Source organism: Xanthomonas sp. NCPPB 2250, from assembly GCF_056725265.1.
This window is the reverse complement of the sequence record NZ_CM161520.1, coordinates 4910954-4933274: the sequence shown is the minus strand read 5'-3', so window position 1 is coordinate 4933274 and position 22321 is coordinate 4910954. Positions and strand designations below refer to the sequence as shown.

18 protein-coding genes and 1 riboswitch are annotated in these 22321 nt (G+C 70.1%); of the genes, 14 read left to right on the top strand and 4 right to left on the bottom strand.

Annotated features, from left to right (window positions below; translation table 11 throughout):
* The first annotated feature begins 91 nt into the window (after positions 1 to 91).
* The 5 genes from AC1PMG_RS20275 (at position 92) to purU (ending at position 5154) form a co-directional block, all read left to right on the top strand.
* Positions 92 to 973 (top strand): NAD-dependent protein deacetylase, encoded by an 882-nt coding sequence (locus AC1PMG_RS20275; protein ID WP_481110039.1) that lies wholly within the window; start codon positions 92 to 94, stop codon positions 971 to 973.
* A 27-nt stretch (positions 974 to 1000) separates the two neighbouring features.
* Positions 1001 to 2158, top strand: coding sequence for an NADH:flavin oxidoreductase/NADH oxidase (locus AC1PMG_RS20270; protein WP_481110038.1), 1158 nt, complete (start codon positions 1001 to 1003; stop codon positions 2156 to 2158).
* A 60-nt stretch (positions 2159 to 2218) separates the two neighbouring features.
* Positions 2219 to 3097, top strand: a complete 879-nt coding sequence (locus AC1PMG_RS20265) for an NAD(P)-dependent oxidoreductase (RefSeq protein ID WP_481110037.1) — start codon at positions 2219 to 2221, stop codon at positions 3095 to 3097.
* Between the two features lie 121 nt (positions 3098 to 3218).
* A complete protein-coding gene (locus tag AC1PMG_RS20260; protein ID WP_017908683.1) occupies positions 3219 to 3659 on the top strand; it encodes an XVIPCD domain-containing protein in 441 nt (146 codons plus the stop codon).
* Between the two features lie 643 nt (positions 3660 to 4302).
* On the top strand, positions 4303 to 5154 hold the full coding sequence (gene purU, locus AC1PMG_RS20255) for a formyltetrahydrofolate deformylase (protein WP_017911840.1): 852 nt from the start codon (positions 4303 to 4305) through the stop codon (positions 5152 to 5154).
* A 259-nt stretch (positions 5155 to 5413) separates the two neighbouring features.
* Here purU and AC1PMG_RS20250 read toward each other — a convergent pair whose 3' ends face one another.
* Positions 5414 to 7411 carry a choice-of-anchor X domain-containing protein gene (locus AC1PMG_RS20250; protein ID WP_481110036.1) on the bottom strand — a complete coding sequence of 666 codons (1998 nt, stop codon included), beginning with the start codon at positions 7409 to 7411 and terminating at the stop codon, positions 5414 to 5416.
* Positions 7412 to 7650: 239 nt separating this feature from the next.
* Positions 7651 to 9942 (bottom strand): 5-methyltetrahydropteroyltriglutamate--homocysteine S-methyltransferase, encoded by a 2292-nt coding sequence (gene metE, locus AC1PMG_RS20245; RefSeq protein ID WP_481110035.1) that lies wholly within the window; start codon positions 9940 to 9942, stop codon positions 7651 to 7653.
* 211 nt (positions 9943 to 10153) lie between these two features.
* Positions 10154 to 10407: riboswitch (cobalamin riboswitch) on the bottom strand.
* Positions 10408 to 10704: 297 nt separating this feature from the next.
* On the opposite strand from metE, the gene AC1PMG_RS20240 reads away from it, so the two are divergent.
* From AC1PMG_RS20240 to AC1PMG_RS20210, 7 genes are all read left to right on the top strand, one after another.
* A complete protein-coding gene (locus tag AC1PMG_RS20240) occupies positions 10705 to 11673 on the top strand; it encodes a hypothetical protein (RefSeq protein ID WP_481110034.1) in 969 nt (322 codons plus the stop codon).
* 152 nt (positions 11674 to 11825) lie between these two features.
* On the top strand, positions 11826 to 12845 hold the full coding sequence (dusA, locus tag AC1PMG_RS20235; protein ID WP_481110033.1) for a tRNA dihydrouridine(20/20a) synthase DusA: 1020 nt from the start codon (positions 11826 to 11828) through the stop codon (positions 12843 to 12845).
* Positions 12846 to 13259: 414 nt separating this feature from the next.
* Entirely contained in the window at positions 13260 to 13643 is a 384-nt protein-coding gene (locus AC1PMG_RS20230) for a PepSY domain-containing protein (protein WP_481110032.1), read from the top strand.
* Positions 13644 to 13715: 72 nt separating this feature from the next.
* Positions 13716 to 14399, top strand: a complete 684-nt coding sequence (locus tag AC1PMG_RS20225) for a response regulator transcription factor (protein ID WP_003469280.1) — start codon at positions 13716 to 13718, stop codon at positions 14397 to 14399.
* An 82-nt stretch (positions 14400 to 14481) separates the two neighbouring features.
* Positions 14482 to 15852 carry an ATP-binding protein gene (locus AC1PMG_RS20220; protein WP_267106009.1) on the top strand — a complete coding sequence of 457 codons (1371 nt, stop codon included), beginning with the start codon at positions 14482 to 14484 and terminating at the stop codon, positions 15850 to 15852.
* A 214-nt stretch (positions 15853 to 16066) separates the two neighbouring features.
* A complete protein-coding gene (locus tag AC1PMG_RS20215; protein WP_481110031.1) occupies positions 16067 to 17650 on the top strand; it encodes a DUF1800 domain-containing protein in 1584 nt (527 codons plus the stop codon).
* A 29-nt stretch (positions 17651 to 17679) separates the two neighbouring features.
* Positions 17680 to 18870, top strand: coding sequence for a DUF1501 domain-containing protein (locus tag AC1PMG_RS20210; RefSeq protein ID WP_481110030.1), 1191 nt, complete (start codon positions 17680 to 17682; stop codon positions 18868 to 18870).
* A gap of 468 nt (positions 18871 to 19338) precedes the next feature.
* On the opposite strand, the gene AC1PMG_RS20205 is transcribed toward AC1PMG_RS20210, so the two are convergent.
* Both AC1PMG_RS20205 and AC1PMG_RS20200 read right to left on the bottom strand, forming a co-directional pair.
* Positions 19339 to 20127: a M90 family metallopeptidase gene (locus AC1PMG_RS20205; RefSeq protein WP_481110029.1), complete on the bottom strand. Its 789-nt coding sequence runs from the start codon at positions 20125 to 20127 to the stop codon at positions 19339 to 19341.
* A complete protein-coding gene (locus AC1PMG_RS20200) occupies positions 20094 to 20378 on the bottom strand; it encodes a hypothetical protein (RefSeq protein ID WP_017917075.1) in 285 nt (94 codons plus the stop codon). Before AC1PMG_RS20200 ends, AC1PMG_RS20205 begins: the two co-directional genes overlap by 34 nt.
* Positions 20379 to 20533: 155 nt before the next feature.
* Between AC1PMG_RS20200 and birA the strand changes: the two genes are divergently transcribed.
* Positions 20534 to 21499 carry a bifunctional biotin--[acetyl-CoA-carboxylase] ligase/biotin operon repressor BirA gene (birA, locus tag AC1PMG_RS20195; protein ID WP_481111723.1) on the top strand — a complete coding sequence of 322 codons (966 nt, stop codon included), beginning with the start codon at positions 20534 to 20536 and terminating at the stop codon, positions 21497 to 21499.
* Positions 21496 to 22245, top strand: coding sequence for a type III pantothenate kinase (locus tag AC1PMG_RS20190; protein ID WP_481110028.1), 750 nt, complete (start codon positions 21496 to 21498; stop codon positions 22243 to 22245). The genes birA and AC1PMG_RS20190 overlap by 4 nt, the downstream gene beginning before the upstream one ends.
* The last annotated feature ends 76 nt before the right edge of the window (positions 22246 to 22321 follow it).

Here is a 22321-nt window from a genome sequence, read left to right as displayed (position 1 = left end):
GGCCAGGGCTTGCGTTGCCGCCGCCCACCCCCTAGATAGGAAGCCGACACGCCGTGGTCGCGTGCGCCTCCACCACTCCGAGACCTTCACGATGTCGCAGTTGCTGCAGGATCATGCCGCGTCACCACCGCCGGCGGCGTCCGCGCTGGAAGCGTTCGTCGACCGCCATCGGCGCCTGTTCGTGCTGACCGGCGCCGGCTGCAGCACCGACTCGGGCATTCCCGACTACCGCGACGCCGCCGGCGACTGGAAACGTGCGCAGCCGGTGACCTACCAGGCGTTCATGGGCGAACTGGCGACGCGGCAACGCTACTGGGCGCGCAGCCTGCTTGGCTGGCCGCGCTTCGGCCATGCCCGGCCCAATCCCACCCACGCCGCGCTGGCGCAGCTGGAAGCGCGCGGCCAGGTCGAAGTGCTGCTGACCCAGAACGTGGATGGCCTGCACCAGGCCGCCGGCAGCCGCGCCACCATCGACCTGCACGGGCGCCTGGACGTGGTGCGCTGCATGGGCTGCGAGCGGCGCATGCCGCGCGAGGCGTTCCAGCAGCACCTGCTGCAGCACAATCCGCAGTGGGCGACGTTGCAGGCCGCGCCGGCGCCCGACGGCGATGCCGATCTGGAGGGCGAGGATTTCGCCAGCTTCGTGGTGCCGGCCTGCACGCACTGCGGTGGCGTGCTGAAGCCGGACGTGGTGTTCTTCGGCGAGAACGTGCCGCGCGAGCGCGTGGCCAGCGCCTTCGCGCATCTGCAGCGCGCCGACGCGGTGCTGGTGGTGGGTTCGTCGCTGATGGTCTATTCCGGCTTCCGCTTCGTGCAGGCCGCGGCCAAGGCCTGCCTGCCGATCGCCGCGGTCAACCTGGGCCGCACCCGCGGCGACGACCTGCTGAGCCTGAAGCTGGAGCAGCCGTGCGCGCAGGCGCTGTCCTTCCTGCTGCCGGCGGCGGCGCGCGTTCCGAATCCCGGCACGAACTGATCCATCGGCAGTGGTTGATCGCGCCGCATGGCAGGAGTGCAATGGCCGCTTGCCGCGCCGCGCGCGGCGTCTCCATGGATCCGCATCGTGAGTCACTTGTTCTCGCCCCTCGCGCTGGGGCCGTTGTCGTTGTCCAACCGCATCGTGATCGCACCGATGTGCCAGTACTCCGCCGAGGACGGCCGTGCCAGCGACTGGCACACGCAGCATCTCGGGCAATTGGCGCAGTCCGGCGCCGGGCTGCTGATCCTGGAGGCGACCGCGGTGGAGCCGCGCGGGCGCATCAGCTACGCCGACCTGGGCCTGTGGGACGACGCCACCGAGGCGGCGCTGGCCACGGTGTTGCGTTCGGTGCGGCGCTGGTCGCCGATGCCGCTGGGCATCCAGCTCGCGCATGCCGGGCGCAAGGCATCCACGCACAAGCCCTGGGACGGCGGCGGCGCGATCGCGCCCGAGCAGCCGAACGGCTGGCAGACGGTGGCGCCGTCGGCGCAGGCATTCGCCGCCGACGGCCCGCCGCCGCAGGCGCTGGACCTGGCCGGCATCGACGCCATCGTCGAGGCGTTCGTGGCGTCGGCGCGGCGCGCCGAGCGACTCGGCTTTGCGCTGATCGAACTGCACGCCGCACACGGCTACCTGCTGCACCAGTTCCTGTCGCCGCTGAGCAACCAGCGCACCGATGCCTATGGCGGCAGCCTGGAGAACCGCATGCGCCTGCTGCTGCGCGTGCATGCGGCGGTACGCGCAGCCGTGGCGCCTGGCATCGCGGTGGGCGTGCGCATCTCCGCCACCGACTGGGTCGACGGCGGATGGGATCTGGCGCAGAGCGAGGTGCTGGCGCAGGCGCTGCAGGCGCAGGGCTGCGATTATCTGCACGTGTCCAGCGGCGGGCTCGATCGGCGCCAGCGCATTCCGGTGGCGCCCGGCTACCAGGTGCCGCTGGCCGAGGCGCTGCACCGCGCGGTGCGCATGCCGGTGATCGCAGTGGGCCTGATCACCGAGCCGCAGCAGGCCGAGGCCATCCTCGCCGAGGACCGTGCCGATGCCATCGCGCTGGCCCGCGGCATCCTCTACGATCCGCGCTGGCCGTGGCACGCGGCCGCCGCGCTGGGCGCGCGGCTGCGCCCGTCGCCGCAATACCTGCGTTGCGAGCCGCATGCGGCGCGCGGCGTGTTCGACGCCTGACCGGCACGCGCCGCGCGTACCGATGGCGGCCTCCATTTCGATTCCTCCAGGGAGCATGCAATGACGACGATTGGATTTCTCGGCCTGGGCACGATGGGCCAGCCGATCGCGCTCAACCTGCTGCGCGCCGGCCATGCGTTGACGGTGTGGAACCGCAGCGCCGCGGCGGCGCAGCCCCTGCTCGAGGCCGGCGCGCAGCAGGCCGCGCAACCGGCCGACGCGGTGCGCGGGCCGGTGCTGTTCTCGATGCTGGCCGACGACACCGCGGTGCGCGAGACCCTGCTCGATCGCGGTGCGCTGGACGCGCTCACCGCGGGCAGCGTGCACGTCAACATGGCCACGATTTCGGTGGCGCTGGCGCGCGAACTGCACGCGCTGCATGCCGAGCGCAGCGTCGCCTACCTGGCGATGCCGGTGCTGGGGCGGGTGGAGGTGGCCGCGGCCGGCCAGCTCAACCTGCTCGCCGCCGGCGACGCCGCGGCGCTGGCTCGGGTGCAGCCCCTGCTCGACGTCATCGGGCGCAAGACCTGGTACTTCGGCACCGCGCCGGAACAGGCCAACGCGGTCAAGCTCGCCGCCAACCTGTGCCTGGCCAGCGCCATCGGCACCATGGCCGAGGCGTCGGCACTGGTGCGCGGGCATGGCGTGGAGGCGGCCGATTTCCTCGACATGCTCACCAGCACCGTGTTCGCCGCACCGGCCTACCAGACCTACGGCGGCATGATCGCCGAACAGCGCTACAGCCCGGCCGGCTTCAAGGCCACGCTGGGCCTGAAGGACGTGCGCCTGGCGCTGAACGCCGGCGAGACCCGGCACGTGCCGATGCCGCTGGCGGGGGTGCTGCGCGATGCCTTCATCGAGGCGATCGCGCACGGCGACGGCGACCTCGACTGGGCGGCACTGGCCAAGGTCGCCGCGCGCCGCGCTGGCCAGAGCTGAAGCGCCGACGGATCTTCAGCGGGCCTTGGCGGCGCATGCCGCACACTGCGCACCCGCTTGAGCCTGGCGCGCGCTTGCCGCTAAGGTGCGGCGATTTGCTGGCGCATCACAGGAGGATGCCATGAGTCCGAATTCGTCCGATCCCGGCGACAGAGCCCCGATCCAGCCGCCGCGCGCGGTGGTGCGCGAGCCCGTGCCCGGGCCCGATCACCCGGAGCATCCGGACCATCTCCTGTACGCGCAGATCCGCGAGGGCGTGCACGCGCTGGACGCTGCCTGTGGGCGCGCGCCGGACGCGATCAGCGAGCGGATGGTGGCGCGACTGCTGCCGCTGGCTAAGGAATACGGTTTCGACCAGGTCGACCACGTGGTGCTCAGCCGCGAGATCGGCGACGTGGAGGATGGCGAGAACGTGTTCCTGGTGCGCGGCGACCTGGACGATCCGGCGCACCTGCGCGCGCACATCACCACCCACGAAGCGGTCGGCATGTCGGTGGAGGATTCGCTGGCGCGCCTGGAAAAGGTCAACCGCCGCCTGGCGCTGCGCTTGCGTCCGGAGTGAGTGCAGGCGAGTGAGCAACGTCCTGGGTGCGACGTCAGCTGCGACCCTGTTTCCGTGTAAGGAGGGCTGAGCCCCTCTCCCTCCGGGAGAGGGGTTGGGGTGAGGGTCCGGACGCGCAGCGCACGCAATGTTTCGACTGCACGAGGCTGCGCCCGGACCCTCATCCGCCCCTTCGGGGCACCTTCCCCCAAAAAGGGGGCCATGGTCTCGAGGGGAGAAGGAGAAGCCGGCCTCGGCTGGATGGCTCTTAGCCCCTCTCCCCCCGGGAGAGGGGTTGGGGTGAGGGTACGGGCGCGTAGCGCATGCGGTGTTTCGACTGCACGAGGCTGCGCCCGATCCCTCATCCGCCCCTTCGGGGCACCTTCTCCCGGAGGGAGAAGGAAAAGCCGGCTCCGGCTGGATGGCGTGGCCTCTTCTCACCGTCCTGGTTGAGGCCGCGCCCACACTGCAGCACCGGCACGGTCAGGGACTGCACTGTGGGAGGAACTTCAGTCCCGACGCCGTGCAGGATCGGATGCACAGCGGACTTCGTCCGCCGTCGTTGCATGACAGTTGCCTCACCACGTTCCAGAGGTGGACTGTCCCGATTCCCGATTCCCGATTCCCGATTCCCGAATCCCCGCCTTTCCCCTATCATCGACAGATGCGCCCCGACTACATCCTGACCCTGTCCTGCCCGGACCGTACCGGCATCGTCTTCCGCGTCAGCGGCCTGCTGTTCGAGCACGGCTGCAACATCCTCGATGCGCAGCAGTTTGGCGACGAGGAAAGCGGCCGTTTCTTCCTGCGCGTGCACTTCGACGTACCCGCCGACGGCATCGTCGCCGCGGTGAAGCTGCAATTGGAGCCGCTGGCCGCCGACTACGCGATGGACTGGCAACTGCACGACGCGCGCCGCCGTGCGCGCCTGCTGGTGCTGGTCAGCAAGCAGGGCCATTGCCTCAACGATCTGCTGTTCCGCGCGCACAGCCGGCAGTTGCGGGTGGATATCGCCGCCGTGGCCTCCAACCATCCCGACTTCGCCGCGCTGGCCGGCTCCTACGGCGTGCCGTTCCACCACCTGCCGGTGAGTGCCGCCAACCGCGCCGAACAGGAAGCGCAGCTGCTGGCGCTGGTCGAACGCGAACGCATCGACCTGGTGGTGCTGGCCCGCTACATGCAGATCCTGTCGCCGACGCTGTGCGCGGCGCTGGCCGGACGCGCGATCAACATCCACCACAGCTTCCTGCCCAGCTTCAAGGGCGCGCAGCCGTACCACCAGGCGCACGCGCGCGGGGTCAAGATCATCGGTGCCACCGCGCACTACGTCACCGGCGACCTGGACGAAGGTCCGATCATCGAGCAGGACGTGGCCCGCGTGGACCACGCCATGACCCCGCGCGAACTGGTGCGCCTGGGCAGCGATACCGAATCGCAGGTACTGGCCCGCGCCGTGCGTCGCCACGTCGAGCATCGCATCCTGCTCAACGGACATCGCACGGTCGTGTTTCGGTGAGGCGGGGAATGGGGATTCGGGAATCGGGAGCAGCAACAGCAACAGCAACAGCAACGGCGGCTAAGCACCCGCTTGCCCTAATCCATGGTCGCGGCGCCGACCGTCAGCATCGACGATCATCGCCGCTCTCCAGTCACTGTACGGTGGCATTTCCGATGAAGCAGGGAATGGGGCCGGGAATAGGGAAGGGGACCATCAGCAGCCGCAGCGCGGCGTTTGCTCTGCCGACTCCCCATTCCCGATTCCCCATTCCCAGCCCTCAACGCGCCGCGTTGGCGTTCATCGTCGCGTTGCGGCTGGCGTCCAGGTACTGCGCCGGATCGCGCATGCCGGTGGTGTGGCACTGGCCGGTGGTGTGGCCGCGGTTGACGCCGCCGGGCAGCTGGCCGTTGACCTGCTCCACGGTGCCGTCCTCCGGGTCGCTCAGCACCAGGTCCGAGGCCGCATTGCAGTAGTCGTTGGTGTACCAGTTGGTCTTGGCGAAGGAGGTGGTGTAATAGTTCACCAGCGCCCGCGCCGAGTTGGGGATGCCGGCCAGCCAGGCCTTGGCGCCGTCGTAGGTGAGGTCGTTGTTGGTGCCGCAGCCCACGCCGAACCACGAGCCCACCGTGGCCAGGATGCCGGCCAGGTTGGTGCCCTGGTAGGGCGTACCCACCGACTGCATCACCCGCCCGCCGCTGGCGTTGTCCAGGCCGCTCCAGTAGTACACGTACAGGTGCAGCGCGGCCATGCCGCCCTGGCTGTGCGCCACCGTGCCGAACGAGTTCCACTGGCTGCCGAACTGCGCCAGGCGCTGCGCGAACTGGTCGTTGCTGCGGTTCTGGTTGATGTCCAGGAACGCGGAGGCGTTGCTGAACTGCGCCACCGGCCACACCCCGCCCGAGCAATAACCGTGCACCAGCACCAGGCGCTTGCCGGTGGCCTGTGCCTGCATGTCGGTGGTGGCGGCGCTCAGCTGCGCCGGACGCTCGCCCATGCGCATGCTCTCGTCGATCGCGCCGGTGCTGCGCGCCACGCTGCTGCGGCGCAGTGCCGGCAGGGTCAGCGGCAGCGTCGCGCGCGTGGCCAGCGGCACGAAGTTGTCCGGATCCTCCACGCGCAGGTTGCGCAGGGTGAACGGCGCACGCGCGCCGGCGCGGGCGATCCAGCGTTCGTCCACGCTTAGCGGCAGGCGTCCGTCCTGCGGCGCGAGCATGCCGCCGAGCCAGGCCACCGGCACCGCGCTGCCGTCGCGACCGGTGCCCCACAGTTCGCCGAGCACGCGGTAGTGCGCCGGCGCCTGGCCGCCGCCGATGCGCACCGGGATCGGCAGGATGAGGCGGGTGCCGGGCTGGGCGCTGGCGGCGACCGCATCGGCATTGATGCGCAAGGTGGTGTCCAGCACTGGCAGCACGTGCTCGCTGGTGCGCACGAAGGCCTGGCCGCCGGCGTCGTGGCCGTGCACCACCACCTGCGCGATGTAGGTGCCGATGGCGGTCGCCGGGAAGTCGCCGGCATACACGCCGTCGCCTGCGGCACCGTCGCCGTGGCGGCCGTCGTCGGCCATCGGCCACTGGCTGACCGAGCCGTCCGGCGCGATCACGCGCAGCTGCGCGGTGTCGATGCGGCCGCTGCCGGCGCTGCGCGCCAGCGACACGCCGCCCTGCGCATCGATGCCGCCGAGCAGGGCGGTCAGGCCGATGCGCTGGCCACGTTGCAGTTGCGCGCGGTCGCTGGGGTAGGACGCCAGTTGCGTGCGCGGATCGCCCTCCATCAGCACATAGCCACGCTGCGCCGCGCTGCTGCCGTCGGCTTGCAGGGTCAGGGTCCAGTCGCCATTGGCGGCGCTGTCCACGCGGTACTCGCGGGCCGGCAGCGCGGCGCCGCCGGCGCCCAGTTGGGTGGCCTTGGCGCTGGGCGCGAGCATCGGCGTCGCGGCGGTGGTGCCCATGCGTGCGCTGGCCGTGGCCGGTGCGCTCAGCCGCGGCTGCCAATCGTGGTCGCCGGACAGCACCACGAAGCGCAGCTTGCCGTTCTCCACCGGCAGGGTGGTGTGCCACTGCGCCGGACCACTGCTGCGTGCGGCGGAGAACTCCACCGGCAGCAACGCGCTCTTGGACAGGATCGCCGCTTCCGCCGGGGCGGGCGCGCGCATCTGCGCGAACTCCTCCGGCGGTCCGGCCAGTTGTTTGGGAATCAGCTCGGCCGCGTGCAGCGCGGCGGCGGGGACGACGAGATACAGGACGCAGACGGCGGACAGTTTCGACAGCTTCGGCATGACGCGCTCTCCCTGGCGGTGCTGAGAGCCCACGCGCATACCGAAGACCGCGGCGCAGATGCACCGCCGGCAGCACGTCGGCGAGGACGCAGCGCCCCCTCGCCACGCGTTCGCCTGCGGTTATAGCCAGCGCACATTGCCGGACAAAGACGCAATGCAGCAATGCACGCCGAACTGGGATGCCGGACATGCCTGGAGCGCTGCGTTGCCCGGCGCGCGCGGCGCCGGGCAACGCCATGTCACGCCGCCTGCGCCTGCTGCGCGCGCAACTGCCGCGCCGCGGCGACCATCGCTTCCAGGGCGCTGCGCGTTTCCGCCCAGCCGCGGGTCTTCAGCCCGCAATCCGGATTGACCCACAGTTGCTGCGGATCCAGCACCGCACGCGCCTTCTCCAGCAACGCCACCATCTCCTGCGTGCTCGGCACGCGCGGCGAGTGGATGTCGTACACGCCCGGCCCGATCGCATTCGGGTAGCGGAAGCGCACGAAGGCATCGAGCAGTTCCATGCGCGAGCGCGAGGTCTCGATCGAGATCACGTCCGCGTCCATCGCCGCCACCGCCTCGATGATGTCGTTGAACTCCGAGTAGCACATGTGGGTGTGGATCTGCGTGGCATCGCGCACCCCGGCCGCGGCGATGCGGAAGCTCTGCACCGCCCAGTCCAGATACGCCTGCCAGTCGGCGCGGCGCAGCGGCAGGCCTTCGCGGATCGCCGGCTCGTCGATCTGGATCACGCCGATGCCGGCCGCCTCCAGGTCGCGCACTTCGTCGCGCAGCGCCAGCGCGATCTGCCGGCAGGTCTGCGCACGCTCCTGGTCGTCGCGCACGAACGACCACTGCAGCACCGTCACCGGCCCGGTCAGCATGCCCTTCATCGGCCGCTCGGTCAGCGACTGCGCGTAGGTGGTCCAGCGCAGCGTCATCGGCGCCGGGCGCTGCACGTCGCCGTAGATGATCGGCGGCTTCACGCAACGCGAGCCGTAGCTCTGCACCCAGCCGTGGCGGGTGAAGGCGAAGCCGTCGAGCTGTTCGCCGAAGTATTCGACCATGTCGTTGCGCTCGAACTCGCCGTGCACCAGCACGTCCAGGCCCAGTTGCTCCTGCGCACGCACGCAGCGTTCGGTCTCGGCGGCCAGGAACGCGTCGTAGGCGGCATCGTCGAGCTTGCCGGCCTTGTGCTGCGCGCGCGCCTGCCGCACCTGCTCGGTCTGCGGGAACGAGCCGATCGTGGTGGTCGGATACAGCGGCAGCCGCAACGCCGCCTGCTGCGCCTGGCGGCGCTGCGCATACGGCGACTGCCGGCGGCCGGCGTCGTCGGTCAGCGCCTCTACCCGCCGCGCCACCTCGGGGCGATGCACGCGTGCGGAGGCGCGGCGGCTGGCCAGCGCATCGCGCGCCGCATCCAGTCCCGCCTGCGCCTGCGGCTGGTCGTCCAGCGCATCGGCCAGGGTGCGCAGTTCCTGCAGCTTCTGCCTGGCGAAGGCCAGCCAGCCGACCAGTTCGCGGTCCAGCCTGGTCTCCTGCTGCAGATCCACCGGCACGTGCAGCAGCGAGCACGACGGCGCCAGCCACAGCCGCTCGCGGCCGACGTGGCCGGCGGCATAGCGGGCCAGGGTCAGCGCGTTGTCCAGCGGCGTGCGCCACACGTTGCGGCCGTTGACCAGGCCGGCGGAGAGCACGCGCCCGGCCGGCAGGGCCTGCAGCACCGCGTCCAGTTGCGCCACGCCGCGCACCAGGTCCACGTGCACGCCGTCCACCGGCAGCGCCATCGCCAGGTCGAGGTTGTCGCCCAGTTCGCCGAAATAGCTGGTCAGCAGCAGCTTCGGCCGCGGCGCCTGCGCAAGGAAATCATAGGCGCGGCGATAGGCGGCGCGCGCGGCCTCGTCCAGGTCCAGCACCAGCGCCGGCTCGTCCAGTTGCACCCAGCCGGCGCCGGCCGCATGCAGGCGCTGCAGCAGTTCGGCGTACACCGGCAGCAGGCTGTCCAGCAGCGCCCAGCGGTCGCTGCCGTCCACGGTCTTGGACAGCGCCAGGAAGGTCACCGGCCCGATCAGCACCGGCCGGGTCTGGATGCCCTGCGCCTTGGCTTCCAGGAACTCCACCACCGGCTTGTCGCCACGCAGGCGGAAGTGCTGGCGCCGCGCCAGCTCCGGCACCAGGTAGTGGTAGTTGGTGTCGAACCACTTGGTCATTTCCAGCGCGTGCAGATCCAGGCCGTTTTCCTGGGTGCCGCGCGCCATCGCGAAGTAGCCGGCCAACGGATCGGCATCGGCCAGCGCGCGGTAGCGTTGCGGGATCGCATCGAACAGGAACGCGGTGTCGAGCATCGCGTCGTACAGGCTGAACTCGTTGCTGGGCGGCACGTCCACCCCGGCCTCGCGTTGCAGCTGCCAGTGGCGCAGGCGCAGGTCGCGTGCGGTGTCCTGCAGTTGCGCGCCATCGATGTCGCGGCGCCAGTAGCGTTCCAGCGCCTGCTTGAGCTCGCGCCGCGCACCGATGCGCGGGAAGCCCAGGTTGGTCACGATCGTCATGTTGCGTTTCCTCATTGCGTTCAAGGGCATTGAGGAACGAAGGAACCGCGCGCCGCGCGTCCCGTTCGCACGGACCGCCCGCCACGCCAGCGACCTTCGCCCCCGCGGGCGAACCGGTACCGCGCGGGCAGGCGGACGGCGCGGCGCGGCGCAAGACCGGGTCGCGGTCCGGCCACCTCCCCGCGGAGGCGCCAGGTCGAATCGGAGGACGCACGGTCCTCCGGCCGGGGCCGGTATTCGGGCTGATGGACACGCGCACCGTGCCGGCTGCGCACCTACTGTCCGTCGCTTCCCAGGCCGGCATGCGCCGGCCCAGTGCCATTGACGGAGGTCGTTTCCATTCACCGCTGCGGGGCAGCTCCGGAATGGGCAGGCGCTTGCGGCGCCGGCCGTCACCGGATTCCCGTTTAAATTCATCCCTTCATCCGAATGAAGCGATGAATACCTTCGGCGAGCGCACGATAGGCCGGATGCGGCGGGCGGTCAAGGGTGTTGGCGCGCGCCCGTTCGCCCGCCAAGTGGCGGCAGGCAGCGCACGATCCGGGCGAGGGATGTAGCTCAAGCCGGCTTGGCATTTCCTGCCGCCTCGCCGAGTGATGGCGCGGGGTGGCGGAAAGCACGTGCGGTTTGCGACGGCAACCACATTGTCGCTCGCGGGCCGTGTTTCCCGGATAGACTCGAACGCGTCACCTGACGCAGACGCCGCAAGGCTTGCCGGTGGTTTGCGTTACCCCGCCATTCCCTTCACCAAGGTCAACCTGGATGTCCAGAATCCCGCCGTTCCGTTCGTCGTTGCGCGCCTTACTGCTCGGGCTCGCACTTGCTGCAGGTGCCGTGTCCGCCGATCCGATCGGCCCGCCGGGTCCTAGTGCGGCCACTTCCGCGACGGTGCCCTTTTCCACCGCGACGATCGGCGACGCCACGCGCCCGATCATCGACGTGCAGTTGAACGGTCACCCCAGCAAGATGATGGTGCACGCGAACGCGTCGCTGTATGTCCAGGTGATTCATCGCATCGCCACCCAGGTCGGCGTCAGGGACCTGCGCCACCAGGGTGCGTTCGGCATCGAGGCACCCGGCAAGGTCAGTGCGCTCGGCCGCGACGAGGGCGTCCTGGATCGCCTCACCATCGGCGACGCCACCGTGACCAACGTGCCGGTGTCGGTCTTCGAGACGCCGGAACCCGACGCCGACGTGGGCATGCTGGGCGTCGGCTGGCTCCGCGCGAACCGCGTGGTCCTGGACTATCCCGGCAAGCGCGTTCTGGTGAATCCCGACGCAACCCAGACCTCCAGCTTGCGCACGCGCCTGCTGGGCGCGGGCTATGCGGCGCTGCCCATGCAGTTCGACGAGAAGGCCAACCGCTACGTCGTCAGAGCGACGCTTGGGCGGGCAGAGCGCTCGATGATCGTCAGCACCGTCGGCAACGCCGTCATCGATCCCGCGTTCGCGCAACTGGCCGGCGTGGAGAAGGGCGGCGTCTACGGGAACGCCTCGGGGCCGAGAGGCGCGCGGCTCGTCGTCTACCGGACCAAAAAGCCGGTCGTCGTGCACATCGGCACCTGGTCCTCCAAGCCGGTGAACGATGCCACCCTCGAGGATATTTACGCCTACGCGAGCCAGACGCGTCCGGACGGCGAGGCCCTCGGCGGTATGCTGGGAGCGGATTTCCTGACCAAGGCCGGTGCGGTGATCGACTTCGGCGACAAGACGCTCTACCTGCGCAAGTAGCAGGCGCGGCGAAAAGCGCAGTCGATCCGGCTGCGCTTTCGCCCTCCGCAGGTTGGCATCGGCAGCGTTCATGGCGAACGTGTAAGCTATTGATCCCTAAGCCAATGACTTGGCGCTGCGGCGAATGCCGGCGGCGCCCGTCCGCCGTGCCGATGACGCTTCCGCTCCCCGCCGCCGATCTCCCCGCGCGCTATGCCGCCTCGCTGCGCCTGTCCGTTGCGCCGATGATGGACTGGACCGACCGCCATTGCCGGGTCTTCCATCGGCTGCTGGCGCCGTCGGCGCGGCTGTACACCGAGATGGTGCACGCCAATGCGGTGGTGCTGGGCGATCGCGCACGGTTGCTGGATTTCGATGCGTCCGAGCATCCGCTGGCCCTGCAGCTCGGCGGCAGCGAGCCGGCGCTGCTGGCGCAGGCGGCGCGGATCGGCCAGGACTGGGGCTACGACGAGATCAACCTCAATTGCGGCTGCCCGTCAGACCGGGTGCAGGCCGGGCGCTTCGGTGCCTGCCTGATGCGCGAGCCGGCGCTGGTCGCCGAGTGCGTGGCGGCGATGGTCGCGGCAGTGGACATCCCGGTGACGGTGAAGTGCCGGCTGGGTGTGGACCAGGACGACGACTACGCGGTGTTCCTGGCCTTTATCGACCAGGTTGCCGCGGCCGGCTGCGGGCTGTTCGTGGTGCATGCGCGCAATGCCTGGCTGCAGGGCCTGTCGCCGAAGGAGAACCGCGAGGTGCCGCCGCTGCGCTACGACTGGGCGCACCGGCTCAAGCGCGAGCGGCCGCAGCTGCAGGTGGTGCTCAACGGCGGCCTGGCCGCGGTGGAGACGGCGCAGGCGCAGTTGCAGGCGGTGGACGGGGTGATGCTGGGCCGCGCCGCCTACCACGACCCCTACGTCCTGCACCGGCTGGACGCGGCCATCACTGGTGCCGCATTGCGCTCGCGTGCGGAGCTGTTGCGGGCGCTGCGTCCTTACGTCGAGGCCCGCCTGGCCGAGGGCCTGGCGCTCAAGCACATCACCCGGCACCTGCTCGGCCTGTTCCACGGCCAGCCCGGCGGCCGCGCCTTCCGCCAGGTGCTCAGCGAAGGCGCGCACCGGCCGGGCGCGGACTGGGCGCTGCTGGAGCGGGCGCTGGCGGTCACCGACGGGGCGGCACGCGCGGCAGCGTGATCCGCGGGGCGCAGCCGCGTGGTGCGGGGCACCTTTCGCATCGATGACCTGATCGCTCTCATCGCCAAGCGGGCGCCGACCCATGCGGCGTCTCGATCGATGACTGCCACGCCGCCGTCTTCCGCGCGTCGTTCAGGGATTTCGTTCAGGTTCCTGGAGCTAGTCTCTGGTCCTGTGGAGACGCCGCGAAGCACCTGCCGAAGGGCCTCTCCAGACCCCTGGCGCGGCCCTTGCATCGGCCTTCGGCAGGTTCATTTGACTGAATGCTACCGGGGGCGTCCGGAAAAGTTCAGACCGGATTCACCCCGAAAAATCAAGAATTTGCCTCGATTTCTCGAGGTCGTCTTCGTTCCCGCGAGGTGTCGCGCTTCACAAGTTTTGAACGTTTCCGATCAGTCCGTTAGGATGCCCGTCGTGACTTCTCCCGCTTCCCGCCACTACCGCTTCGCCGCTGTGTTCGCGCTCGCGCTGGCGTCGGTCGCGGCTGGCCATGGCCGTGCGCAGCAGCCGCCCATGCCGGGGGTGATGGCGCCGCCGGAGCGCGATGCGGGGCGCAATCGGGACTATGGCGGCAGTTCGCTGTCCGACGCGGTGCGTCGGGTGCAGCGCTCCACCGGCGGGCAGATCCTCGGCGCAGAGCGCGTGCCGTTCGATGGCCGCGACATCAACCGCGTCAAGTACATGGACGGCCGTGGGCGGGTACGCTACATGGACGATCCGCAACCTGGCCGTGCGGTACCGCCGCGGGCGCCGCGGTCGGGCGAGCCTCCCGAGCCACCACGCGACGATCACCCGTGAGTCCGGATAGTTCGGTTCAGGTTCCACACACCGCCCCGGCCATCGGCCACCTGTAAGTTACTAGGGAGAGTTATGCGTATCCTTCTGGTCGAAGACGAAGCTCCGCTGCGAGAGACCCTGGCCGCTCGCCTGAAGCGCGAAGGCTTTGCGGTGGATGCGGCGCAGGACGGCGAGGAAGGCCTGTATATGGGCCGCGAAGTGCCCTTCGACGTGGGCATCATCGATCTCGGCCTGCCGAAGATGTCGGGCATGGAACTGATCAAGGCGCTGCGCGACGAAGGCAAGAAGTTCCCGGTGCTGATCCTGACCGCGCGTTCCAGCTGGCAGGACAAGGTCGAAGGCCTCAAGCAGGGCGCCGACGACTACCTGGTCAAGCCGTTCCACGTCGAAGAGCTGCTGGCGCGCGTCAATGCGCTGCTGCGCCGCGCCGCCGGCTGGAGCAAGCCGACCCTGGAATGCGGTCCGGTTGCGCTGGACCTGGCGGCGCAGACCGTCAGCGTCAGCGGCAGCAACGTCGACCTGACCAGCTACGAGTACAAGGTGCTCGAGTATCTGATGATGCATGCCGGCGAACTGGTCTCCAAGGCCGACCTGACCGAGCACATCTATCAGCAGGATTTCGACCGCGACTCCAATGTGCTGGAGGTCTTCATCGGCCGCCTGCGCAAGAAGCTGGACCCGGACGGCGAGTTGAAGCCGATCGAGACCGTGCGCGGCCGCGGCTACCGGTTCGCGATTCCGCGCACCGAAGGCTGATCGCAGGCGCCGGCGAGCACACCGAGGAAGCGACCGCGTGGCGGCACGACCCAGGTGGTACAAGCGCTGGCGCCCGCGTTCCTTGCAGGCGCGCCAGCTGCTCGCCGCCAGCCTCAGCCTGCTGGCGTTCCTCGCCGCCGCGGGTTACGCGCTGGACCAGGCCTTCGCCGACACCGCGCTGAGCAACCTGCGCGAGCGCCTGAAGAGCTACGCCACCGCGTACGCCAACAACATCGACGTCGCCCGCGACGGTTCGCTGTACATCAACAACGACAAGTCGTCGCCGGACCCGCATTTCGACCGGCCCGGCAGCGGCCTGTACGCGCAGATCGAGTTGCCCAACGAGCGCTGGATCTCGATGTCCAGTGAGGGGCCGCTGCCGCCCAAGGGCGGCATGCTCGAGCCGCGCCAGGAAACCTTCGACGGGCCCTGGCCGATGACCCAGATCGACGGCAGTGAAGGCGAGGTCTATCGCTACGGGATCGGCCTGGCCTACGTGCGCCACGACAAGGAAACCCCGGTCACCATCTACATCATGGAGGACACCCGCGCGCTGGGCGCGCAGCTGCGCGTGTTCCGCGGCCGGGTGTGGTTCAACCTCGGTGGCGCCGGCCTGATCCTGCTGGTACTGCAGGCCTTCATCCTGCAATGGAGCCTGCGCCCGCTGCGCCGGGTGATCAACGAACTGACCAAGGTGCAGCGCGGCGAAGCGGTGCGTATGGGCGATCGCCATCCGCGCGAACTGGAACCGCTGACCGACAGCATCAACGCCTTCATCGAGAGCGAGCGCGAGAACCTGGACCGCCAGCGCAACACCCTGGCCGACCTGGCGCACAGCCTGAAGACCCCGCTGGCGGTATTGCGCACCCAGCTCGACAGCGGCGCGCAGGGGCCGGAGCTGCGCGAAGAGCTGGACGTGCAGCTGCGGCGCATGAACAACCTGGTGTCCTACCAGCTGGCGCGCGCCGCCTCCAGCGGCCACAAGCTGTTCGCCGCGCCGTTGCCGATCGAGCCCAACGCCGAGGAGATCGTGCGCGGCCTGGAGAAGGTCTATGCGACCAAGGGCGTGCTGTGCGAGTTCGATATCGAGCCGAGCGCGCGCTTCCACGGCGAGCCCGGCGACCTGCAGGAGCTGCTCGGCAACCTGCTGGAGAACGCCTTCAAGTGGGCGCGCCGGCGGGTGCTGCTGAGCGTGCGGCCGGAGCCGGCCGCCGGCAGTCGTCGCGCCGGCCTGATCATCGCGGTGGAGGACGATGGTCCGGGCATCGCGCCGGAAGAGGTCGCCCACATCCTGCAGCGCGGCGTGCGTGGCGACGAGCGCGTGCATGGCCACGGCATCGGCCTGGCGATCGTGCAGGACCTGGTCAAGGGCTACCGCGGCGAGCTGCAGGTCAGCCGTTCCGAGGAACTGGGCGGCGCCCGCTTCCTGGTCACCCTGCCGCCGGGGTTGTAAGCCCAACCGCGCGCTCCTGTGCTGGTCTGGGACCGGCATCGCGCTGCGCAGCGGCTACCCGCGCCAATCGAGTCTCTGCCTGCGCGCTGCAGTGCAGCAGCAGGTGAATCCCGTGCAAATGACCGGGAGGTTTCCGACAGAGGCTTAACGCGACTGGCGCACAGCTGGCGATACTGCGCCGGTCTTCACGCCGCTTTTCGTCCAGGAGCCCCGCATGTCCGCATCCCGGCATCGTCCTGCAGCCACGCGTCTGCGCGTGCGCGGCCGGCGCGCGCTGCGCAATACCCAGCGGCTGCTGCTGTCGTTGCTGCTGGTGCTGTTCACCGTCGGCGCCATCGCTGCCACCGACAAGGTGCTCAAGCGCGACGATGCGCGCTGGCTGCAGTCGATGACCACCGGCCTGGACAGCGCCAGCGTGGCGCAGTTCGAACGCGATGGCCGCAAGCGCTTCCTGCGCGAGCAACTGCAGGCCGACGGTGGCGATGCCGCCCTGCCGGCGCCGGTGCGCGCGCAACTGGACGGCTACGCCGCGCTGCACACGCCGGTCCAGGAACTGCTCAAGCAGCAAGCCGCCGCACAGCAGGCGATCAAGGCGATGCCGGATGGCGATGCCAAGGTCGCGGCAAAGAAGGCGGCGCAGCAGCGCGGCGATCTGCTGCTGAACCAGGCACGCCAGGCGCAACTGCTGCGTTCCATCTACGCGCCGGATCAGCTGCGCGAGCAGATGGTGTGGTTCTGGCTCAACCATTTCAGCGTGTTCGCCGACAAGGGCCGGCTGCACTGGACCGTGGCCGACTACGCCGACAACGCGATCCGCCCGCACGCGCTGGGCAAGTTCTCCGACCTGGTGATGGCGACGCTGGAGAGTCCGGCGATGCTGGAGTACCTGGACAACGCGCAGAACGCCAAAGGCAAGGTCAACGAGAACTACGCGCGCGAGTTGATGGAACTGCACACCCTCGGCGTCAACGCAGGCTACACGCAGAAGGACGTGCAGCAACTGGCGCTGATCCTCACCGGCGTCGGCATCGCGCCGGTCGACCGCGACGGCCCGCCGAAGCTGCCGCCGGCGCTGCAGGGGCAGTATGTGCGTCGCGGCGCGTTCGAGTTCAATCCGGCGCGGCACGAACCGGGCGACAAGACCCTACTCGGCCAGCGCATCGCCGGCGGCGGCTTCGACGAGGTCGAGCGCGCGGTGCAGTTGATCGTGCGTCAGCCGGCATGCGCGCAGTTCATCTCGCGGCAGCTGGCCGAATACTTTGTCGCCGACGATCCGCCGCCGGCGCTGGTGGAGAAGATGGCGCGCACGTTCCAGCGTAGCGACGGCGACATCGCGGCGGTGCTGCAGGTGATGTTCACCGCGCCGGAGATGGCGGCCGGCGTGCCGCATAAGTTCAAGGATCCGTACCGCTTCCTGGTCTCGGCGCTGCGCCTGGCCTACGACGGGCAGACCATCGTCAATCCGCAGCCGTTGCTGGGCTGGTTGAACCAGATGGGCGAGCCGAGCTTCGGGCGGATCACGCCCGATGGCTGGTCGCTGCAGTCCAGTGCCTGGAACAGCTCCGGGCAGATGGCGCAGCGCTTCGAGATCGCGCGTGCGATCGGCAACGGCAACACCCAGCTGTTCACCGTCGACGGGCAGCAACGCGGCGGCTTCCCGCAACTGAGTACGCCGCTGTACTACCACGCGATCGAGCCGCAACTGAGCGACGCCACGCGCCAGGCGCTGGCGCAGGCGCGCTCGCAGCAGGAGTGGAACGGCTACCTGCTGGCCTCGCCCGATTTCAATTACCGCTGACCGCGGCCTTCGCCGCACGGAGATCCGCCATGCACCGTCGCCGCTTCCTGCTCGCGTCCGCCGCCGCCGCGGCCAGCCTGCCGTTCGCCGGGCGCCTGTTCGCCGCGCCCGCGCCATCGCCGCGCCTGTTGGTGGTGTTCCTGCGCGGCGGCTACGACTGCAACAACCTGCTGGTCCCGTACGCGAGCGATTTCTACTACGCCTCGCGGCCGAGCCTGGCCATCGCCAGGCCGGATCCGGCCAATCCGAACAGTGCCATCGCGCTGGACACGCAGTGGGGCCTGAACCCGCGACTGCGCGACACGCTGATGCCGCTGTGGAACGACAAGCAGCTGGCGTTCGTGCCCTTCGCCGGCACTGACGACCTGTCGCGCAGCCACTTCGAGACCCAGGACAGCATCGAGGCCGGGCAACCGGCCGGGCAGCGCAGCGACTACCGCACCGGCTTCCTGGCGCGGTTGTCGCAGGTGGCCACCGGTACGCCGTCGATCGCCTTCACCGATTCGCTGCCGCTGAGCTTCCAGGGCGGCGGCGACATCCCCAATCTCTCGCTCAAGCGCAATCCGACCCCGGCCTTCGATCAGCGCCAGGCCGACATCCTCGCCGGCATGTACCACGGCACCCAGTTGGCCAGCGCCGCGCACGACGGCCTGGCGCTGCGCCAGCAGATCTCGCAGGCCTTGCGCGACGAGATGCAGCAGGCCAACCGCGGTGCCGCCAGCGCGCGCACCTTCGCCGACGAGACCCGCCGTATCGCCACGCTGATGCGCGAGCGCTACCGGCTCGGTTTCGTCGACGTCGGCGGCTGGGACACGCACGTCAACCAGGGCAGCACCGATGGTGCGTTGGCCAACAACCTGGCCAACCTGTCCGAGGGGCTGTCGGCCTATGCCGAGGCATTGGGACCGGAGTGGCGCAACACCGTGGTGGTGGTGCTGTCCGAGTTCGGCCGCACCTTCCGCGAGAACGGCGACAAGGGCACCGACCACGGCCACGGCACCACGTACTGGGTGCTGGGCGGCGGGGTCAACGGCGGCCGCATCGCCGGCGAGCAGGTGGCGGTGAGCAAGGACAAGCTGTTCCAGGACCGCGACTATCCGGTGCTGACCAACTACCGCGACATGTTCGCCGGCCTGCTCGGCCGCATGTGGGGCCTGTCGCCGACGCAACTGCAGAAGGTGTTCCCGCAGGCGCATGCGCGGGATTTGAAGTTGGTCTGAGGCTTTGCCACGGATCGCCGCGTCACGCCCCGCGATGGGTGGCTGGAGTCCGCTCTTACAAGGGACGTGCGCCAAGCCCGTGCGCGCATGGCAGGTGTTTAGCCGTCCCCTTTCGAACGGGTGAAATTCCGAACGTCGTTCGTTGTGGCTTCATGGCAGCTCCAACAACCTTGGAAGCCAAGTTGTAGGAGCGGCTTCAGCCGCGATGAGCATTCCCGGTAACGCCTATCGCGGCTGAAGCCGCTCCTACAATCGCGACGATGTATCACGCCGATGCGTGGCAAATCATGCGTTGTTGGAGGTGTCCTGAAGTCGCCCCCATAGGCGCGCGCGGTCGGCATGATGGGTGCACTGTGGGAGGGACTTCAGTCCCGACGCCTTCCGCGCTCCGCTTGCCGTATCCCTTACTTCATTGCGGCGGAGACCACTCCCTGTCACTGACACAGTCCCGCCAGAGGCGTGCGCGGTTCAGGCCGCAGCGAACGGCGACGGCCCGTAGAACCGAGCCAAATGCGCGGCGACCTCGGGCATTTCGCGCTCCAGCCGCTGCGGCGCGGAGAAGTGATATTCGCTGACCACGGCGAAGAACTCTTCCGGCGCTTCGGCGGCGTAAGCGTCGATCTCGCTGGCGCGGCCGCGCTCCACGCGCGCACAGAAGGTGTCGTAGCTGCGCTGGAAATCGTCGGCCCATTGCCGCTGCCACGTGCGCGGCAGCAGCGGTGTGCCGTCCAGGGCGCCGTCGAGCACGTCAAGCTTGTGCGCCATTTCGTGCACCGCCACGCAGTAGCCGGCACGCGGATCGTCCAGGTCGGCCTGCACGTCGGCCCAGGACAGGATCAACGGGCCGCTGTCCCAGGATTCGCCGATCAGTTCGTCTTCCCACTCGTGCAGCACGCCGGCCGCGTCGACATGGCTGCGCTGCACGCGGAACGCGTCCGGGTAGACCAGCAATTGCGACCAGCCGCGCATGCCCTCGCTGCCGTACTCCAGCAGCGGCAGGCAGCACAGCGCGGCGAGCAGGCCGCACTGCCGGGCATCCAGCTGCAGGCCGCCCAGCGGCGAGATGGTCTTACGATGCAGGAATTCACTGGCCAGCGCACGCAGGCGCTGTTCGCGCGGCGCATCCAGGGCGGCGACCCAGGCGCAGTCGCGGCGCACGGCCTGCCAGGTGGCGTCATCGATGGCGGCGGGTTTCGACCACAGCCCGCGCAGCCAGCGTGGGATCAGCGGAACATCCCCGGCAGGAAGCTGTGCCACTTCGGCATGCGCATGCGCGGCACCAGGTCGCTGTCGCTGCCGCCGCCCGTGGTGGTCGAGGCCGGCTTGCCGGTGGAGGCAGGCGCATGCAGCGCCGCGGGCGGACGCGTCGGCGTGCTGTCGGCATCGGCCGCGTCGCCGTAGGTGCAGTCGGTGTGCGGCTTCTCCGCCAGCACGTTCGACGCGTGGGCGGCGGCGAGTGGCAGCAGCAACAGGAGCAGGCAGGGCAGGGAACGGCGCATCGTCGGCATCCAGGGCGAGCGGCGGTGAATCCCGATTCTAACGCGGTTTTCACCCAATGCAGGGCCCCGGCCCTGGGCGCCCGGGGTACGTTGCCGCATACTTTTCGGTTCACGAGGGCGCGCCACTGCACGCCCAGGGGCGGAACGAGGCGATGGAACCGGCGTTGGACGAGCGCGAACTGTTGGCCAGGCTCAGCAAGGGGCCCCTGTCCGGCGATGCCCTGGCGCGCGCCTGCGGGCTGACCCGGGCGGCGGTGTGGAAGCGCATTCAGGCGCTGCGCGCGGCCGGGGTGGAGATCGAGGGCCGGGCCGGCGAGGGCTATGGCCTGGCACGGCCACTGGAACTGCTCGACGCCGCGGCGATCCGGGCCGGACTGAGCGCACCGGCGGGCGCCGAGCTGGCCGGGCTGGAGATCGCCTGGAGCCTGGTCTCCAGCAACACCACCCTGCTGCAGCGGCCGGCACCGGCGCAGGGCAGCGAGGTCCTGCTGGCCGAGCGCCAGACCGGCGGCCGTGGCCGCCGTGGCCGGGTCTGGGCGTCGCCGCTGGCGGCGCATCTGTACCTGTCGGTGGCGCGCAGCTTCCAGGGTGGGCTGGGCCGGCTGGGCGGCTTGAGCCTGGCGGCCGGCGTGGCCGTGGCCGAAGCCCTGCGTGCGGCCGGATTCGCCACGGTCGGGCTGAAGTGGCCGAACGACCTGCTGGCCGACGGGCACAAGCTGGGCGGCCTGCTGGTGGAAGGCGGCGGCGAGTTCGCCGGACCGGCGAGGGCGGTGATCGGCCTCGGCCTGAACGTGGCGATGCCGGCGGCCACTGCCGCGGACATCGACCAGCCGTGGACCGACCTGACCCGGCTGGCCGGCGGCGCGGTGTCGCGCAACGCGGTCGCCGCGGCGGTGCTGTCGCAACTGCTGCCGGCGCTGGCGCTGTTCGATGCGGAGGGACTGGCGCCGTTCCTGCCGCGCTACGCCGCGCTGGATCTGCTGGCCGGACGCGCGGTGCGCATCGACGATGGCGGCCAGGTGCGCGAAGGTACGGCCCTGGGGCTGGCCGAGGACGGCGCGCTGCGGGTGGCGTTCGCCGACGGCGAGCAGCCGGTGCATGCGGGCGACGTCAGCGTGAGGCCGGCATGAGCGACTGGCTGTTCGACCTGGGCAATTCGCGCTTCAAGTTCGCCGCGCTGGAATACGGGCAGGTGGGCGCGGTGCAGGCCTGGCCGCATGGCGCCGAGGCGATGGACGCGGCGGCGGTCGCGGCGCTGCCGCAGGGTGGCACCGCCTACGTTGCCAGCGTCGCCGCGCCGGCCCTGACCGCCACCGTGCTGGAGGCGTTGCGCAGTCGCTTCGCGCAGGTGCAGGTGGTGCGCACCGAGGCCGCCTGCGCCGGGGTGCGGATCGCCTATGCGCGACCGCAGGCCTTCGGCGTGGACCGGTTCCTGGCCCTGCTCGCCGCCCATGGCGGCGGCGATGTGCTGGTGGTGGGTGTGGGAACGGCGCTGACCGTGGACCTGCTCGATCGCGACGGCCTGCATCGTGGCGGCCGCATCGCACCGTCGCCGACCGTGATGCGCCAGGCGCTGCAGCAGAAGGCGGCGCAGCTGCCGGCCGAGGGCGGCGACTACCACGAGTTCGCCGCCGACACCGCCGACGCGCTGGCCTCCGGCTGCGACGGCGCGGCGGTGGCGCTGATCGAACGCAGCCTGCAGCAGGGCGAGGCCTTGCTCGGACGCCGCCCGCGGCTGCTGCTGCACGGCGGTGGCGTGCCGCCGTTGTTGCACGCACTGCCGTCGGCCGAGCAGCGCCCCGCCTTGGTTCTGGACGGACTGGCGCTGTGGGCGCAGGCGCACGCCGTGGCCGGTGCCGGTGCCGGTGCCGCCTGAGCGGGCCGGCGCAGGCGGCCGCGATGCGGCGCGGCGTGACGGAGGCGGACGTCGCGTCGATGCAGCCGTCTCCAAC